This window comes from Roseobacter litoralis Och 149 (assembly GCF_000154785.2).
Taxonomy (GTDB): domain Bacteria; phylum Pseudomonadota; class Alphaproteobacteria; order Rhodobacterales; family Rhodobacteraceae; genus Roseobacter; species Roseobacter litoralis.
In genome coordinates, this window is record NC_015730.1 from 2,156,846 (window position 1) to 2,173,845 (window position 17,000).

General features: G+C 57.9%; 23 protein-coding genes. 7 read left to right on the forward strand and 16 right to left on the reverse strand.

What is annotated here, in order from left to right:
- The first annotated feature begins 172 nt into the window (after nucleotides 1–172).
- A complete protein-coding gene (locus RLO149_RS10235) occupies nucleotides 173–664 on the forward strand; it encodes a MarR family winged helix-turn-helix transcriptional regulator (RefSeq protein ID WP_044025296.1) in 492 nt (163 codons plus the stop codon).
- A 113-nt stretch (nucleotides 665–777) separates the two neighbouring features.
- On the opposite strand, the gene RLO149_RS10240 is transcribed toward RLO149_RS10235, so the two are convergent.
- The 12 genes from RLO149_RS10240 to RLO149_RS10295 all read right to left on the reverse strand — a co-directional run bounded on the left by RLO149_RS10240 (nucleotide 778) and on the right by RLO149_RS10295 (nucleotide 9,431).
- Nucleotides 778–2,514, reverse strand: a complete 1,737-nt coding sequence (locus RLO149_RS10240) for a SulP family inorganic anion transporter (protein WP_013962012.1) — start codon at nucleotides 2,512–2,514, stop codon at nucleotides 778–780.
- A 23-nt stretch (nucleotides 2,515–2,537) separates the two neighbouring features.
- Entirely contained in the window at nucleotides 2,538–4,217 is a 1,680-nt protein-coding gene (locus tag RLO149_RS10245; protein ID WP_013962013.1) for a bifunctional protein tyrosine phosphatase family protein/NAD(P)/FAD-dependent oxidoreductase, read from the reverse strand.
- 11 nt (nucleotides 4,218–4,228) lie between these two features.
- Nucleotides 4,229–4,663, reverse strand: a complete 435-nt coding sequence (locus RLO149_RS10250; protein ID WP_013962014.1) for an EF-hand domain-containing protein — start codon at nucleotides 4,661–4,663, stop codon at nucleotides 4,229–4,231.
- Between the two features lie 10 nt (nucleotides 4,664–4,673).
- A complete protein-coding gene (locus RLO149_RS10255) occupies nucleotides 4,674–5,558 on the reverse strand; it encodes an MBL fold metallo-hydrolase (protein ID WP_013962015.1) in 885 nt (294 codons plus the stop codon).
- 19 nt (nucleotides 5,559–5,577) lie between these two features.
- On the reverse strand, nucleotides 5,578–6,021 hold the full coding sequence (locus RLO149_RS10260; RefSeq protein ID WP_013962016.1) for a DUF6691 family protein: 444 nt from the start codon (nucleotides 6,019–6,021) through the stop codon (nucleotides 5,578–5,580).
- 4 nt (nucleotides 6,022–6,025) lie between these two features.
- A complete protein-coding gene (locus RLO149_RS10265; RefSeq protein ID WP_013962017.1) occupies nucleotides 6,026–6,460 on the reverse strand; it encodes a YeeE/YedE family protein in 435 nt (144 codons plus the stop codon).
- Nucleotides 6,460–6,669: a YgaP family membrane protein gene (locus tag RLO149_RS10270; RefSeq protein WP_044025298.1), complete on the reverse strand. Its 210-nt coding sequence runs from the start codon at nucleotides 6,667–6,669 to the stop codon at nucleotides 6,460–6,462. The genes RLO149_RS10265 and RLO149_RS10270 overlap by 1 nt, the downstream gene beginning before the upstream one ends.
- 95 nt (nucleotides 6,670–6,764) lie before the next feature.
- The gene (locus tag RLO149_RS10275) at nucleotides 6,765–7,391 is read right to left on the reverse strand and encodes a class I SAM-dependent methyltransferase (RefSeq protein WP_013962019.1); all 627 of its coding nucleotides are present in this window, start codon (nucleotides 7,389–7,391) and stop codon (nucleotides 6,765–6,767) included.
- Nucleotides 7,392–7,408: 17 nt separating this feature from the next.
- Nucleotides 7,409–7,981: a ubiquinol-cytochrome c reductase iron-sulfur subunit gene (gene petA, locus RLO149_RS10280; protein WP_013962020.1), complete on the reverse strand. Its 573-nt coding sequence runs from the start codon at nucleotides 7,979–7,981 to the stop codon at nucleotides 7,409–7,411.
- Nucleotides 7,968–8,159, reverse strand: a complete 192-nt coding sequence (locus RLO149_RS10285; RefSeq protein WP_013962021.1) for a hypothetical protein — start codon at nucleotides 8,157–8,159, stop codon at nucleotides 7,968–7,970. The genes petA and RLO149_RS10285 overlap by 14 nt, the downstream gene beginning before the upstream one ends.
- Nucleotides 8,160–8,312: 153 nt before the next feature.
- Nucleotides 8,313–8,903, reverse strand: coding sequence for a rhodanese-like domain-containing protein (locus tag RLO149_RS10290; protein WP_013962022.1), 591 nt, complete (start codon nucleotides 8,901–8,903; stop codon nucleotides 8,313–8,315).
- Between the two features lie 87 nt (nucleotides 8,904–8,990).
- Complete coding sequence (locus RLO149_RS10295) at nucleotides 8,991–9,431, reverse strand: DsrE family protein (RefSeq protein ID WP_013962023.1); 441 nt, start codon at nucleotides 9,429–9,431, stop codon at nucleotides 8,991–8,993.
- 936 nt (nucleotides 9,432–10,367) lie between these two features.
- Between RLO149_RS10295 and RLO149_RS10300 the strand changes: the two genes are divergently transcribed.
- Nucleotides 10,368–11,891 (forward strand): mechanosensitive ion channel family protein, encoded by a 1,524-nt coding sequence (locus RLO149_RS10300; protein ID WP_013962025.1) that lies wholly within the window; start codon nucleotides 10,368–10,370, stop codon nucleotides 11,889–11,891.
- 25 nt (nucleotides 11,892–11,916) lie between these two features.
- On the opposite strand, the gene RLO149_RS10305 is transcribed toward RLO149_RS10300, so the two are convergent.
- From RLO149_RS10305 to RLO149_RS22900, 4 genes are all read right to left on the reverse strand, one after another.
- Entirely contained in the window at nucleotides 11,917–12,402 is a 486-nt protein-coding gene (locus tag RLO149_RS10305; RefSeq protein ID WP_013962026.1) for an acyloxyacyl hydrolase, read from the reverse strand.
- Nucleotides 12,403–12,550: 148 nt separating this feature from the next.
- Nucleotides 12,551–12,946 (reverse strand): DM13 domain-containing protein, encoded by a 396-nt coding sequence (locus RLO149_RS10310; protein WP_013962027.1) that lies wholly within the window; start codon nucleotides 12,944–12,946, stop codon nucleotides 12,551–12,553.
- 195 nt (nucleotides 12,947–13,141) lie between these two features.
- Nucleotides 13,142–13,480: a helix-turn-helix domain-containing protein gene (locus tag RLO149_RS22895; protein ID WP_342626660.1), complete on the reverse strand. Its 339-nt coding sequence runs from the start codon at nucleotides 13,478–13,480 to the stop codon at nucleotides 13,142–13,144.
- Nucleotides 13,481–14,098, reverse strand: coding sequence for a hypothetical protein (locus tag RLO149_RS22900; protein ID WP_013962029.1), 618 nt, complete (start codon nucleotides 14,096–14,098; stop codon nucleotides 13,481–13,483).
- 271 nt (nucleotides 14,099–14,369) lie between these two features.
- On the opposite strand from RLO149_RS22900, the gene RLO149_RS23545 reads away from it, so the two are divergent.
- The 5 genes from RLO149_RS23545 (at nucleotide 14,370) to RLO149_RS22905 (ending at nucleotide 16,921) form a co-directional block, all read left to right on the forward strand.
- Entirely contained in the window at nucleotides 14,370–14,678 is a 309-nt protein-coding gene (locus RLO149_RS23545) for a HAMP domain-containing histidine kinase (RefSeq protein WP_148264345.1), read from the forward strand.
- Nucleotides 14,679–14,869: 191 nt separating this feature from the next.
- A complete protein-coding gene (locus RLO149_RS23770) occupies nucleotides 14,870–15,046 on the forward strand; it encodes a hypothetical protein (protein WP_158308151.1) in 177 nt (58 codons plus the stop codon).
- 35 nt (nucleotides 15,047–15,081) lie between these two features.
- Nucleotides 15,082–15,492, forward strand: a complete 411-nt coding sequence (locus RLO149_RS10325) for an ATP-binding protein (RefSeq protein WP_013962031.1) — start codon at nucleotides 15,082–15,084, stop codon at nucleotides 15,490–15,492.
- Nucleotides 15,492–16,022, forward strand: a complete 531-nt coding sequence (locus tag RLO149_RS10330) for a helix-turn-helix domain-containing protein (RefSeq protein WP_217517516.1) — start codon at nucleotides 15,492–15,494, stop codon at nucleotides 16,020–16,022. The genes RLO149_RS10325 and RLO149_RS10330 overlap by 1 nt, the downstream gene beginning before the upstream one ends.
- Nucleotides 16,019–16,921 carry a helix-turn-helix domain-containing protein gene (locus tag RLO149_RS22905; protein WP_013962033.1) on the forward strand — a complete coding sequence of 301 codons (903 nt, stop codon included), beginning with the start codon at nucleotides 16,019–16,021 and terminating at the stop codon, nucleotides 16,919–16,921. Before RLO149_RS10330 ends, RLO149_RS22905 begins: the two co-directional genes overlap by 4 nt.
- Nucleotides 16,922–17,000 lie beyond the last annotated feature (79 nt).

Consider the following 17,000-nt stretch of genomic DNA (forward strand, 5'->3'; position numbering starts at 1 on the left):
TGTCAGCGCCGGATCTTTCTTGCGCCAGCCCAAGGAAAAGATGCCTTTCTACCGACGTATTCTCAGGTTAAAGTTAGTGAACGAAGTGTCAACTACTTTGTACACTAACAGATTTGACATCGGGATAACCGCATCAGCGGAAATAGTTTTCCGGGACAGAGGGGTAAGCGCAATGGATGACGCGACCGGGTCGATTCAGCCAGATGATACCCGGCAACGGGCCAAGACCTATCACCTTCAATCACAGGTCGGATTCCAATTGCGAGTTGCAAGCCAGATCGCAATCGAACAGTTTTCACAGGTCTATGGAGAAGAGGCCGAAACCGCAAAAATCACCACTAGCCAATTTGCTGTGCTGACCACCCTTTGGGAGGCGTCCGATTTGTCCCACAAGGAACTGGCACGGCGCACCTCGATGGACATGCCGACACTCAACGGGCTGCTCAAGCGCCTGTTGGCCAGAGCACTTGTGACGATCAGCATCTCCAAAAAGGACAAGCGCTATAAGGTCATCAATCTGACGGCCCAGGGACGGGCGCTGGCGGAACATCTGCGCGCGCGCGGCCACCTCGTCACTCAGCGCGTCTTGCAACCTTTGTCCGATGACGACCAAAAAACACTGAATGAAGTGCTCACCCGTCTGATTTCCGGCCATCGCGGGTAAAAGCCGGAATGAGCGCCCCTACTCTGGCCTGCGCCGGATGCTGCGAACACCTGCCTTTCCGACAAATCCATGGACATAGATCAAACAGCCGCCCTCGTGTCAAACGGCCCCGATCACCGAGGGGCAGTGACAGTTGATTTGCCGGACAATTGCACCCAGGCATCATATTGCGACAGGAACACCTGACCGCCCATGTCATCCAGAAAATGCGAGCGTTTGAGGCGATCCATGACCGGCCCTTTCACCTCTGACAGGTGCAGACGAACGCCCATATCCTTGAGCCGCAAGTTAATCGCCCCAAGACTTTCCAACGCAGAAAAATCCACGTCATTCACAGCAGAGCACATCAGCACCACGTCCGTTACCGCGCAGCCCTGCGTGACACGGTTCTGGATCAGGTCCTCAAGAAAGCGCGCATTCACGAAGTAAAGGCTTTCATCCACACGCAGGGTCACGAGGGTCGCAACGGTGTTGACCGCATGGCGATGAATATTACGGAAATGCTGCGTATCAGGCACAAGACCGACTTCAGCCACATGCGGGCGGGAGGTCTTGTAAAGGTGCAGGAAAACCGAAATGACCACCCCCGACGCGACACCAACCTCCACCCCCAGACCAAGGGTCAGCAGGATGGTCACCGCAACCGCCACGAAATCGGCCCGCGCGTAGCCCCACGTCTTTCGCAGAATCGACAGATCCACAAGGCTGAGCACTGCCACGATGATTGTCGCAGCGAGCGTGGCGTTGGGCAGATAATAGACCAAAGGTGTCAGCGCCATGGCCGCGATGGCCAGACCCACAGCCGTGAAAGCACCTGCCGCCGGCGTCTCGGCACCCGCATCAAAGTTCACGACAGAGCGTGAAAATCCGCCCGTGACAGGGTATCCACCGGTGAATGCCGCACCCAGATTGGCCGCCCCCAGACCAATCAATTCCTGATCGGGATCAATGCGTTGACGCCTCTTGGCGGCGAGCGTCTGCGCCACGGAAACGGATTCGACGAAACCGATGACAGAAATCAGGATTGCAGGGACCAGCAGCGCCCCCACCAGATCCGGGGACAAGCCCGGCAGCGTCAGAGGCGGCAGGCTTTGCGGCACATCCCCCACGATACGCACCCCCTTCCCGTCCAGCCCAAAGGCCCAGACCGCAAGGGTCGTCGCGACCACAGCGGCCACAGGTCCGGCCTTGGTCAGGATATCCGCCAAAAGCAGCCCGGCCCCAAGGTTGCGCAGCGTCGGTTTGAGGTGTTTGCGCACCCAAAACAGAAAGGCGGACGCCGCGACTCCGATCAGCATTGTGATCCAGTTGATCTCCCCCAGATGGGCAAGGATCGACACCAACATCTCGGGGAGCGTGTGGCCATGCGCGCTCACTCCAAGGATATGCTTCAACTGGCTGGTCGCGATCAGGATACCCGAGGCGGTAATAAAGCCCGCAATCACCGGGTGGCTGAGGAAATTGGCCAGAAACCCGAGGCGAAACACGCCCATCAGCACCAGAAACCCGCCCGACAAAAACGCCAGTGTCAGCGCCGCCACGGCGTAACCCGCGGTGCCCTGCTCTGCCACCTGACCAATGGCCGAGGCCGTCAGCAAGGACACCACCGCAACCGGTCCCACCGCGAGCGCACGCGATGTGCCAAAGATCGCATAGAGGATGATCGGCGCGATCGAGGCATAAATCCCGGCCTCCGGCGGCAAACCGGCCAAAAGCGCATAGGCCAGCGACTGCGGGATCAGCATGATCGTTACAATCACCGCCGCGATCAGGTCGCTGGATAACGCCTTGCGGTCATAGGTCCGTCCCCAATCAAGGATCGGGAAGAAGCGGCGCAGATTTATGTGCATGGGATCGTCCGGAAACCAGGGGCCTATTCAGCCGCAACTTTGATCTTTTCAGGCTTGGCCATCCATTCCTTGCCCGTGAGCATGGCCTTCCAGTAGATCGGCGGCAGCAGGGTTTCCTTGAGGAACCATGCCGCCCGGCTTGGCTTGGTGCCATCCAGCAGAAAGGGCGGGAAACTGGGCTTGAGCACACCGCCATAGCCGAATTCGGCCAGCACGATCTTGCCCCGCTCCACCGTCAGAGGGCATGATCCATAGCCATCATAAGCAGATGTGGGAGAGCGTCCGGCGATGTCAGCGATGATGTTATCCGCAACTGTCGGGGCCTGTTTGCGCGCGGCGGCGGCGGTCTTGGCGTTGGGGGCGTTCATCGCGTCGCCAAGGCTCCAGATGTTATCGTATTCGGTGTGGCGCAGGGTGGCCTGATCCACATCGACCCAGCCGCCCGCATCCGCCAGCGGGGACACGCGGATGAAATCCGGTGCCGTTTGCGGCGGGCAGACATGCATCATGTCAAATTCCACTGTGACCTCGGACGGCGCGGTATCTGGCTTGGCCACCCTGAACGTGGCCTTTTTCGCAGGCCCATCCACAGAAATCAGATTGTGAAAAAAATTGAGCGTTGCGTCGTATTTGTCGACGTACTCCATCAGGGCTGGCACGTAGTCTTTGACGCCAAACAGCACACCCCCCGCATTCATGAACTGAATGTCGATGCCTTTGAGCGCTCCGTTCCGGTGCCACGCATCCCCAGACAGATACATCGCCTTTTGCGGCGCACCTGCACATTTTATCGGCATGGGCGGTTGCGTAAACAGCGCGCGGCCACCCTTAAGGCTTTGCACAAGGTTCCACGTGTATGGTGCTAAATCATAACGGTAATTCGACGTTACACCATTGCGTCCCAGCGTCTCCTCCAGCCCCTCGACAGCGGCCCAGTCCAGCTTCAGCCCCGGACAGACCACCAGACGGTCATATTTGACCACCCGGCAGCCATCGAGGATCACCGCGTTGTTGCCGGGCTCAAAGGCCGCCACGGCGGATTTGATCCAATGCACATCCTTCGGGATTAGACTGCCCATGGTTTTGGCCGTAGACTGCGCATCAAAGATACCGCCCCCCACCATGGTCCAGCCGGGCTGGTAATAATGAATATCCGCCGGATCGATCACCGCGATGTTCAAACCAGATTTGCGCGCCTTGAGGCTTGCCGCAACCGAAATGCCGCCCGCACCTGCCCCGACGATCACCACATCGAAATGCGCATCCCCCGTGTCGGTGGGTGTTTTGCCCCCATTGGCGATGCGCCGCGCAACACCATTCATGTCATAGCCCGCCGCCTTTGTCGCGGCGAGAATGTCCGGCATGGGGCGCTTGATGGACTCGTGAAACGACCAGAGCGTGGCGGAGCGCGTACCGGTCCGGCAATAGGCCAGCACGGGGCGCTGCACTTCGTCCAGTGCTGTGCCAAAGGCGTCTACATCCTCGTCTTTGACCATGCCGGATTGCACGGGCACATAGCGCGCCTCGATGCCCACCGCTTTGGCTGCGGTCTCGATCTCCTCAAAGCTGGGCTGGTCCGCGCCCTCCCCATCGGGCCGGTTGCAAATGATGGCGCGAAACCCCGCGTCCCGGATCGCGACCATGTCATCGACCATGATTTGTGGACTGACAGTGACTTTTTCGGTGATTTTTCTAAGATCCATGATGCGGCTTTCTATGGGCGGCCAAAGTCGGCGGGTGTGATTGAACCGTCGGAATTGCGGTCGAGCAGCGCCATCCAATCCCCGGTATGAGACAGGAATTCCGCGTGGGAAACTTCGCCATCTCCATTCGTGTCATTGAAGGCAAGCGTCATCCCCTCAGACGCACGACGCAAACCCTTGCCGTTTCCACGACCGGCAGCCGCCTTCATGTCATTAGCGCGCGCTTCGTTGAAATAGACGTACTCGCTTGCATCCAGAGCGCCATTTTCATCCGCATCAAAGGCGGCAAAAACATCGCCGCGCCGGGTCGTGATGTCGTCAAGGCTGACGATTCCATCGCCGTCGACATCCCAGTTTTCGATAAAATGCGCCCCGGGTTGCCCATTCTGAGCAAGCGCAGGCACGGACATGGCAAAAAGCACGAGGACAGTAAGCGTCGCTTTCATTGGTTTTCCCTCACAGCGTGTTGACCGGCACTTTGAGCATCGGGTTGCCGTCACGGTCCTTGGGCACCTCGCCGGCGCGCATGTTCACCTGAAGCGACGGGATGATCAGCCTCGGCATCGCCAGCTGCGCATCGCGTTCGGTACGGAACTTGATGAAATCTTCCCTCGTCTTGCCCCGGCCGACGTGGATGTTGTGCTCTTTCTCTTCTGCCACCGTGGTTTCCCAGGCGATGTCGCGGCCGTTCGGGCCATAATCGTGGCACATGAACAGGCGCGTCTCATCCGGCAGGGCCAGCACTTTCATGATGCTGTCATAGAGCTCTTCTGCGCTGCCACCGGGGAAATCACAACGCGCAGACCCACCGTCGGGCATAAACAGCGTATCACCCACAAAGGCGGCATCCCCCATCACATGCACCATGCAGGCAGGCGTATGGCCGGGCGTATACATGGCAAAGCACTGCATCTCGCCGACCATATATGTATCGCCATCTTCAAACAGCGCATCGAACTGGCTGCCGTCGCGCTGGAACTCCGTGCCTTCGTTAAAGACCTTGCCAAAGACGTCCTGCACCACAGTAATTTTGGAACCGACCCCGATCTTGCCGCCCAGCTTGCCTTGGATATAAGGGGCGGCGCTCAGGTGGTCGGCATGGACGTGCGTCTCGATAATCCATTCCAGTTCAAGACCTTGCGCCTCAACCTGCCGGATCAACTCATCCGCGTGATCAAAAGTGATGCGGCCTGCGGCGTAATCGATATCCATGACACTGTCGACAATCGCACAGGCGTTGGAGGCCGGATCCTTGATGATATAGGTGATGGTATTCGTGGCCTCATCAAAAAACGCCTGAACGTGTGGTTTGACGCTCATGTTTACAGGGTAATCAGTCACTTTCGTATCTCCTTCGGGGTTAGGGTGAGACCACAGGTGCCGCGCTGTGCGCGATCCGGGATTGGATGAATTTTGCCAGAAAAATCCCGATCAGAAGGGCCGCGACAAAGGCAAAGACCTCCCACCGGCCTGTGCCAAGGGCGGGCAATGCACCGCCCGGACAGAACCCTGCGATGCCCCAGCCGATGCCAAAGACGGCGGAGCCACCGACAAGCCGCGCGTCTATCCTGCGCGCACTTGGCACAAGGAATTCAACCGCAAACACAGGGGCCGCGCGCCCAAACACCAGCTTGTAGCCAATAAACGTGGTGATCAGCGCCCCGCCCATCACAAAGATCAACGAGGGGTCCCATGTGCCAAAAAGGTCAAAGAAATTCAGAACCTTGGCCGGGTTGATCATGCCGGAGATGGCAATCCCGACGCCAAAGACAACGCCTACCAGATAAGTTGCGATCAGTTTCATCGACTTAGCCCCCAATCACGTGGCGAATGACAAAGACGGTGGCAAAGGTGAACACCATGAAGGTCATCGTCGCGACGATGGATCGCGGGCTGAGCCGCGCCATCCCGCACACGCCATGCCCAGAGGTGCAGCCTGCCCCAAAGGTGACGCCGACCCCGACGATCAACCCGCCGATCAACAAGGCCGGGGTCGATACGGGCACTTGCACGGCTGGCATTTCGCCCGTGGCGATCCAGACGATGACCGGCCCTGTTACCATCCCCGCCACAAGGGCGGCGCGCCACAGGAAATCATCGCCTGATGCGGGCTGAAACAGCCCCGCCAGAACGCCCGTGGCCCCCATGACGCGCCCCAACAGCAACATCAAAAGCGTCGCGGAAATGCCAATCAGGACACCCCCCGCAAGCGATGCCCAAGGCGTAAAAGTGGTCGCAATCATCAGCAGTCCTTGCAGGTCTTGAGGCCCACAATGCTATAAAGCGGACAGTTGCCAACAAAGGCCGTCAGCGTAAAGACCGCCGCCACCGCCAATGCGATCCAGAACAGGACGCCACCACCCAGAACGGTCGTGCCGAGGGCGAGGAATACCAACACTGCTGCAATGGCCAGACGGCCCCCGCGATCGAATTTTCCCATGTTCGTTGTCATTTTGCTCTCCAATCAGAATCTATGCTTTTATTGTCGCATGTCGCCGCGCAGAACTTTGGTGACTTGGTCACCAAAGCGGCGAAAAACCGGCGCTCTTAAAGCTTCCTTGCCACGATGAAACGGCTGGGGGGTCGTTTTGGGTAATCGTCGCTTTCCAGTATCTCGAAACCCGCAGATGTGATGTCGTGCTCAAGCCTTTCGGGCGTCAGAAACCTGATATCGGGGGCTTTGCCTGCCCACCGCAGGAGCGCCACAAGCGGCCGAAACACGCTGAAAACACCGCCGAGACATGGCGTTTTAGTGATGAAAAGCCCTTGGTCAGGCAACATATCATGCACGTCGCCAAGGGCTGCATGTCGGTCGGGCAACAAATGCAGCAGGTTAAACGCAAGTACGACATCGAAGGGCCCGTCAGGCAACGTATCATCGCCGCAGCCCGCCGTGCACAGATCAAGCCCCTCAATTCCTGCTGCGGCGCATTTCTCACGCGCGACAGAAATCATTTCCGCCGCGCGATCACTGGCCGTATATTGCCGGACGTGGGGTGCCAGCCTCAGCGCGGTTGTGCCTGATCCGCAGCCCAGTTCCAGCACACTGTGCGCCGGTTTCAAATAAGTCCGAACACGCGCAAGCGTCGCCTCATAGGCCACCGGATTGCGCATGGGCATCGCAGAACAGCGACGCGCGACACGGTTCCAGAAATCGCGGCGCGCGTCAGACATGCTCACCAGTTTCAGGATTAACCTTCATTGGAGCCCAGTTGAATTGTCGTTTCGTCCACGAAAGACGCCACCGGAATATCGAGATTGCGGGGCGCAGGTCCTTTTCTGATCCGACCCGCCACATCGTAATGGGAGCCGTGACAGGGGCAGAACCAGCCGCCAAAATCGCCCGCCTCGCCCAACGGAACGCAGCCAAGGTGGGTACAAATGCCCATCTGGACCAGCCAGACACCATCTTCTGACAGGGCGCGGTTTTCGTCAGCAGCATCCGCATCGCCCGCCAGATTGGCGTTCTGTGCCAGTTGATCGGGCAAATCTGTCAGGTCCGTGGCGCGGGCCTGTGCGATCTCTTCCTCGGTGCGCGCCCGGATGAAAACGGGTTTGCCCTGCCACTTGAGCGTCAACTGCGTGCCGGGTTGAACCCCACTCACATCAACGCGCACGGTCGAGAGGGCCAGCACATCCGCAGACGGGTTCATCTGGTTCACCAAAGGCCAGACAGCACCGCCAACTGCAACGGCCCCTGCCCCGGCTGTGGCAAAATAGAGAAAGTCACGACGGGTTTCGACGGGTTCTTCAACGGTTGACATCAGATGTGCCTCCTGATCGCCGGGTGTCTCGGGTGATAGTGTCGATCCGGGTCGTTGCAAACCGCCCATCCGCGCGTGCTGGTTGTTTTTTCCGGATCGGGTGCAAAAGCGACCTGAGCCAAAACAGGATCACCAGTGATAAAACGAGAAACAGCGTGAGCATCACAAGAAAGTTCATGGGTGTCGTCTCCTTTTCCCATCAAGAGTACCTGATACACGGCATCCAAGACGGTGATTAAGTCACCATACAGATCAGGTTTTTGACATGTCGGTTTTGCGGGGATATCCATCACCTTGGGGTGCATTTGGCACGTGGCACGCAAGGGTTCTGTCACTCCTCAGCGCGCATGTAGATTTTGTCGGGGTTGAGTTGATACCCCCAAGGCAAGCCTGAGTTTTTCCAACCGTTTACCGAGCGGAAGGGTCCGTTCGGGTTGTCTTTGGCAGTGCTTCCTTCGAAGCCATCAACCACGACATAGACCTGACTGAGGCCTGACCCCTCCAATGCGCGCGCCGAGGGTGCACCCCTTGTGCCGCCAGACCGGCACATCAGAATGATCGGCGTGGATTTATCAAGGCCCCTTTCCTCAAGGGCGGCGAGGATACCGGCGCTGAAATCCGGGTTCTTTTCCATCTTCAGAACCGGTTTTTCAGCATGCCACTGCGACGGGTTCACCAGCAGAAACGGTATGTTCTCATCGACAACATCCGTGAACCCGGTGAACATGATTTCGACAGGCTCGCGAACATCGACGAACAGAACCTTGTCGCCCTCAAGCTGTTTCATTTCAAAGGCTTCCCGAGACGTCAGGTAGAGACCCCAGGGCGTTTGCCGGGCGGGATCAGCGGGTTCCGGCGCGGCAAACGCAGTGAAAGGCAGAACGATGGCAAGCGCCACTCCAGTCAGATAGTTAAATGTCATTTCCTGTCCTTGCTTATGTAAACGGTTAAGAGAGGCACAGTCGCACGGTGATGGTCCGCGCGACTGTTTTGCGGATGCTGGTGCAGATCAAAAGCTGAGAACGCGGGTGTCATCGTCCATCAGACGGCGCGCCATCGCGTCGGGCATGGCGACACCAATCCCATCCAGAAGCACGGATTGATCCGCCCCCCTGCCCGGCAAATAGATCGCGCAGACCTCAACCGTCGCACCGGTTTTGTCCCGGATCATCTGCATCAACCCCTGCGGGCTCATGTCGCGTGGCGGCTGGCCTGCGGTGGCACTTGCAGGCGCGTCTTTCAGGGCGAGATCGCCCGCCGGGCCACAGAGCATGATGTGCGTATCAGCGCCCTGTTGCGCAGCCTGCATGGTCAAAACCATGGCCATCAGCTGTGTTTGCGCATCCGGCGAGGTAACGATGGTCACGAGCTTTTCCTCAGCCTCGGAACTGGCGACTGCAGATGCGGCTGCAACTGCGGCAACAGCGGTGGCCAAAATAAGTTTTTTCATTTGGTATCTCCATAGGTTGGGTGTTTGTGGGATTTCGGTGATTGAAAATTCGCCTGCACTGCCGACCGAAAACGGCGCGGGCTGAGCGGGAGAATGCAAAGACCGACGGGGTTGTCAGTGCTGCAGCGCATGAACCGAACGGACAAAGTGGATCGGTCGGTTTTTGATGGGATGTATCACAGCGAATCTCCTGCATTGCTCAGGGAATGATGCAGGACAACGGCCCGGAATGACGGTGACAAGATCACTGAACACACGGAACTTCTGACGCTAAATCATAGGTCTGATCTCGGCGGCACAGCTCAGAGGGTTGCGCCACGAGTGTCGTAAAGCAGCTCTGCTCGCCCGCATCCGGACAAACCACTGATGCATGACGCATCTTCCGAAGCCTACGGTGCAAGGCCGCATCGCATCTCACCATGGCGGCGCCTGATCTCGCGCCCCTCCCCACCAGATGTTTGGCAAACACGCGCCGGTCTGTGATAGCAAAGTACCAATGCAAACGCACGATGATGAAAGACGGCACTGCGTTTTCGTTGCAGCATCGGCCAATGTGCACGCAAAACCGGGGATACCTGATCCGCCGTTTGGCATATGCTCTTATGATCTATGCACGTAGGATCGGGCACGCTTTGGGGCCTGCCGGACATCTTATCGTTTTCAGTGCTCAGAACATCCCGACTTGCGCCGAAGGACGGCCACCCGTCGGCACATGCCGGAACGCTTCATCGCTGCATAAGTATTTGCCCGCACGGGGTTGCCTCACGTCCCGCGCACAGGGCATGGCGAGCGGCAGCGGAGACGCCAAGGGTTCAGCGGCAAACAACACGGCTCGTTTGCTCAATGTGATCCACCGGGGTATCAATCCTGAACCAGCAGGCTGTTGTTTCAGACGAACAACCATGGGCTCGGGTCACGTTTAGTAAGGGAACACCTTTGAATTTCTTGAGTTCATTTGAAATGCTGGAAGGCAATTTTGCGATTTCCTTGATGATTGCTTTGGTCACCCTGTGTTGGGTTGCAGTAAAGTTCAGCTTTCGCAACGCGCCACTGGATGCGCGATACCCAAAACTCAGCGTTGCTGTTGACTTGGTGATCATGCCCTTAGCGGTATTGCTCGTGGGGAGCCTTACGTACAACGGGCACAAGTGGCTCGGGGTTGGCGACCTGAGCGAATTTATAAACGCGTTGACCCTGTTCAGTTTATTGATGGTTTTAGGGTGGTGTTGCGCCCGCTTGGTTGAGCTTTTCGTGCTGTCGAAACGCAAGGATGACGACGCAACTTATCTGCCCGGACTTCAGCGTGGCCTGCTGTTCGCGGGGTTTCTGCTGGCCAGTGCCATCGCGTTTTTCAACATCATGGATTACTCGGTGACCGGAATTTACCTTTCAACCGGGGCCCTCGCCGCTTTGATCGCTTTCGCGATGCAAAAGACACTGGGTGATCTTTTTTCAGGCATCGCCCTGAGTGTGGAACATCCCTTCCGCTTGGGCGACTGGATCGAACTGGAAGACGGGACGCAAGGTCAGATCATCGACATCAACTGGCGTGCGACGCGACTGCGCGGGTGGGACAACGCCACCGTCGTTGTGCCAAACAGCACTCTGGCACAGCAGCGCATCAACAACATGCATGGAACAAATCACGTCTATGCGGAGTGGTATGAAATCAAGATCCCTGCGGACGTCGATCCAGCCATGGCAAAATCTCTTTTACTCGAAGCGGCCCTGCGATGCGACAAGCTGTTGAAGAAACCAATTCCCGCTGTGCGTTTGGCAGATGCGTCGACAATACCGTATGTATACACGGTTTGGGTGCATTTCCCCAACTTCCTGTCCATGTTCGCAGGGCGCGAGCAGCTCTTTCGGGAAATACACTATGCGCTGAAAAGTGCAGGCATTCAGATCGCGCCGGAAACATATGAGCTGCATTCGCGCAGAGCTGATGTTGTCAAGATAGAGCCCCCTACTTCTCTTATGACGCTCAAAAAACTGGATATTGCCAAGTTCCTGACCGATGAAGAGCTTGAACAACTGGTGCAGACCAGTGAGAGGCTCATCTTTGATGCGGGAACCACCATCATTGCCGAAGGTGAAGTCTCCCAAGCTTTTGATATCATTGTACACGGTGTTGTAGAAACCAGTGTCAAATCCGGCAGCACGTCGTTCAGGCCGATCGACGAGCTGAAACCGGGCCAATACTATGGCCTTTACGCGATGATCGTAGACGCCCCGTCATTTCAGCAATTTGCCGCCGCAACGGATGTTACGGTCATTCGCGTTCATATCGAGTGTATCCGGGCGCTTTTGACAAACAGACCAGATCTGAGTGAAGAGCTCGCACGGATCGTAAAGCAGAGAATGGACACCGCAGAAGAGATGCGGCTCAGGACGGACAATGCGCCTGCACGTCTCACGTTTCAGGACATCTTGCGCAGGGTCGATGCGCTGATGCGTTAATCTGCACGGCGCTGTCCCACTCTCTTCAGAACGAAAACGCGTACCTTATCGAAACAGTCTCTCTTCCCGGGTTGTGACTCTCGATCCCTGCATTTGAGAGATGATCGACGGCCAGTGATATCCGAGATCCGTTGGTCAGCCTGTACCCAAGGCCGATCAGCGTTCTGAAGTGCCAGTTGCCGCCCAGATCCATGCCGCCGCTGCCTTCATCATAGTACCCGGCGGCGAGGCTGCCCTCGACAAACCAATTGCCCGACAGGTTCCAGATGCTCGACAATCCTGCGCCGACATAGACGGTTGAATCGTCTTCGAGCTGGAGGAGCGCAAGGCCCGACACGCTGCCCCATTGGTACTTGCGGACCGGGTTCGTGTGATATTCGAGTTGAAACGCGGGGGACCCGGAGGAGGAGGAGCCGATATCGCTGGCCCCGAGGCCGAGCACAATGTCCGACGCGGTGGCCGGTGTTGCACCGACTGCAATAGACAGTGCTGATATGTATAGGAATTTCATTTTGTGTGTCTTGATCTTTAAGGTTGTCTAAAAGGGCCAAAACTTCTGCGCAGCCGCCGCCGGTCAAGGGGTTTAACAGCGCAGAATGTTCATAGGGATCGGCCGCGAATCCATGCTAGGGCCAGTCGCAACGCGGCACAAGTGACCTTTAGTTTCTATTCAGGGTCGCAATACCGAGGGGCACGTTGAACTGCGTGCACCAGATGTAAACCTCATTGAAGTCATCGATATTGATGCGCGCGGCCACCACATAGGTTTGCAGCCCTGAGAGGTTTTCCAACTTGCCGACATCGCTGGTTGCCACATATTTCCCGTCCCTGCCAAAACCGACGCGCGGATCAGGCGCGCCATCGAGGCTGAAGTTCGAATCCAGAATGACCAAAGCACCACCATCAGCGGTTTTGATGACCTGCACACTCCCCGTGGTGATATGGTCGCTGGCTCCGGTAAATGTACCATGGGTTGTTGACTGTTGCGCAAAAGCAGTGAGCGGTGCACATGCCACGATCGTCGCTGTGACTGGAATGAGGAGTTTTTCAAGCATCGCTATGGTCACTTTCTAACTGGGTGTTTCGACTTTTGAAGCTAAAGCCGTCACGTCGAGACTAGAGAAATTTTCGCGGCATTAATTCCAACCTCGTGCTGTTGCGGTGATAAGACTTCAGAATTCCTGAGCGAGGCCTGCCGGACACGTAGTGACGGTAATTTCAATATAAAACATCACTTTATACTCGCTTCTTCAAGCTCCAAAAACTACCAGAACGAACCAAACCACCCGTTGATCCCCGCCATGCGCAAGATCTTGATAGAAGTCATCGCCTACTCGCGCTGTCTTGCTCTGGTTGGAGTTCTTGCGCACGACACCCGGGGTCACATCAAGGATCTTCTTGAATGTGTCGGTCATATGGTTTTTCGAGCTGAAGCCCGAAACATGTGCGATTACCGCGAGTGGTTTGTCTGACTGGCTCAGCCTGCGTTTGGCATCAGCAAGCCGTCGCTCGACGACATATTGATGCGGGCTGCGGCCCATGGCGGTGCGAAAGACGCGCGCGAAATTATATGTGCTCAGATTGGCAATCTAGGCCAGCTTGTCCAGCGGGAGCGGGTCCGCGAGGTTGCATTCGACGTAATCCAGCACGTCCTGTATCCGGGTGGCGGTCGCGTTGGCTTGCGATTGAAACCCCGACACCTGTGACAGAAGCAGGTATTTGACGCGCAGACGGAAGAGGCTCGCGAATGCATCGAGCTGCCGTTCGCTCAGCTGTGTCATGCCATTAGTCCAGCTGTTCACCAGCGTCTGGGCAATTGAGACCAATGCGGGGTCTTCTGCATGATATATTGCCTTTGGCTTGGACAATCCGATCACTTTCTCACCAGGCAGCGCCGGACGTGGCCGCGACTGGGCCAGAATGGCAGTTGCGAATGTCATCTGTACGCTCCACCCCGATCTGGTGGCGAGAATTTCCTGTTCATTCCCCGCGGGCAGAAACACGAACGTAGAGGGCGGCGCGATCTCGCCCCCCATTTCCGACCCTGAGATCGCATAGCTTGCCGTGGATTTCCCGAGATGGACGTCCAGAAAATCATCGCCTTTCGGAACCCACATGCGATGCGCACCCGGCCTGCGGGCGACCAGCCTGTAGCCGTCCCCAACGTGATGAAATCCATCTTCGCGATGAGCATCCGGTTCTATCATTGCTCAGCCATCCCTCGGTTATGTCGGTGGCTTGAATAACAGGGCGCTGATCGGGGCGTATTTCACGCAGTGTTACATTTTCGAAAAATTGTGAGGGATGACACCTGCATATGCCCGGTCTTTGCGCGACCCAACTCACACGTCGCCGACACAGCAATTCTGCAAGACGATTCAGCAAGAGGGTGGAAGAAACGACCCCTGTTCTGCACATAGCCTGACTGCAACGCCGACGCAGTTGACCATTGATCAGCCCCATATCAAGGAGGTTCAGATGACAAAAGACAGCGTTACCTTACGCAGCGTGGCCCATGATATCAAAGGTCTGCTCACCCGGGCCAGTCTGGCGGCTGAATTGCTGGGGCGGCATGATGATGAGACGGTGCGCCTCAAGGCGGATCGCATCATGCGGGCCGTGGATCAGATTGCGCTGATCTGCCAGCGCGACCTCGCCCCCCCGATCAACTGTAGCCGCGCAGAGCTTCATGAGTGCGGCGAGGTGGTCAAGCTGATGGAAAAGGTCGTATCGAACGCGCGATCAGGCCATGAGCCGCAGCCCCGACCCGTTCCATATTTTGACTAGACTTTAAATCCCTGTCTGAGATGCCGTCACCTTCCCCCGGATGGCGTCACTCCACCCGATCAGACAGTTGAAGAGGCGGGTTTTCTTCCTGTTGACCGCCTCGGATTGTCCCGTCCGCACCTGCCGATCTGCGGACGGGGCGCATGCATTGAATTGATGCAAAAAAACTGTGACCACTTTAGGAGGATAATGTGATCAAACCATCTGTATTGCCCAGAGAGGCGCGGATACATTCCGGCAAACCAACCCACGGATCGCCCGCCTCACCTGCACATGCCAGCGATCTCGCCCTGAAGGCGCGGGTGCAGCTTGACAGTCGGGCCGGGGATCAGACGGGGAGACCGGACCCCCCGGCACCGCATGTCTGACACAGGTCCTCACACAGATTGCATCCGGGCTGCGCGTGCCGCCGCATCAGGCCTATCTGCACAATATCATCCACCTGCATGTGCTTGATCCGATTGACTTTCACTGCACGCAACCCTTCCTCTTTGCTGTGCTGAAGGAACTGATCCAGAACGCCATCAACGCGGTTGAAACCCCGTGCAGCGCGCGGATCGACGTTTTGGTCACGCAATATAAGAACCGCCTGTATTTCCAGATTGCAGACAACGGGCCGGGCATGCCGGATGGCATGGCGGCTTGGTTTGACGCAGGAAAAACCGGAAAAACCGGTGCGCGGCGGCGGGCCGGGTCCGGGCTCGACAGGGTGCGGCAATTGTTGACTTGGGCGGGCGGTGAATTCCGGCTGGCGCATTCCTGCGCGACGGGCACGCGCGCAGCCTGCATGTCTTTATCCACCCCGACCTCATGATGCATGCGCTTGAGGCCGGCGAGGACACCCGTAACGGCGCGATCCGCTTCGAAAGCTTTGCCGGAGTGTTCCATTCTGAAATGAGGGCACCGTTACTGCCCTCTGTGATGGTGCGGGCCGACATGATCTGCGTCTGGCGCGCCAGATCATCGGTTTTTATGGCCCCCCCATACGCGCAGGATACGCCGGCGATGGATCTGTCGGATTTCCAGTTCCTGCGCGCCATAGACTTCATCGAGGACAACCTCACGCGCGACATCCCGCTTGCCGAAATGGCCCGCGCCGTGGATGTGCCCCCGCAGCGTCTGGCCGACGGCTTTGCCGCAGAGACCGGGTGCAGCATCGATAGCTTCCGCGCCGAGCGGCGGGTCGGCATCGTGCAGCAACTGTTGCGCAGCGCGGGTCGCGACATGACCACCGGGCAGATCGCCCCAAAGGTCGGTTTTGCCGACACCGCCGCGCTGGATGCCGTCTTTCGCGCGCATCTGGGCGTTTCCGTCAACAACTACCGCGCGGGGAGGTTGGGATGAAACAAGCACTCAGAGCGGTGGAAAAGATGTTGCATGGCGAGGATCTTCTTGATTTCGCCGAAAACCATCATGAGGGCGGCCATGTCATCCGACCTGACAGCGGCGATACCGCCTGCGCGCAATTCACACTTGGGAGCCACCGTTCGCAACATGATGCCGCAACGGTCCATGCATTGATCTTGTCGACTGCCGCCAAGGGGCGGCTGCAGCCCGAGGTCGCGGGCCAGACGCATGAGGCGGACATCCGCAGCGGCACGCTGTCATCTGTGCCGGCGGGCAACACGCAGAATTATGATTACACCGGCACGCTGACCAATACCGTGCTGGGCATCGACTACGCCCTGTTTACCCGTGTGGTGGAGATATACCCCTGTCTGGGCACCACCGGCGCCTTCGAACCCCGCTTTGGCTGGATCCGCCCCGCCGTGCAGGCGCTGGTGGAGGAACAGCACCGCGTCCTGCACCGCGATACGACCGGGTCGCGGGTGCTCGCCGAAGCTGTCGCACTGCGGCTGGCCTATGAGCTGCTGTCGGTCTTCAACGCTCAAAAACCCGCAGGCGCGCCGCTGCCGCTCTCGCAGGCCGAGGTCACCCGCCTGACCGGTTTCATCGACGCCGAGATAGAGCAGGATTTTGACCTCACCGACCTGGCCCGGCTATTGGACCGTGACCCCTTCGGGTTCTCGCGCAGCTTCAAGGCCGCCACGGGCGAAAGCCCCCACCAATGCGTGATCCAGCGCCGCATCGCCCGCGTCAAACACCTGCTGCGCTCTGCCGCTGACAGCCTCGCCGACATCAGCTACGCCACCGGCTTCGCCAGCCAGCCGCATATGACCGCGACATTCACAAAACACGTCGGCACCTCCCCCGGCAAAGGGCGCAAGGCAGCGCAGACGTAATCACGTCCCCACGACGAAACCGCAATTCCAGATATCTGCGGCGCATGCGTCCGCTTGATCGAACACGCCGCAGGGCTCG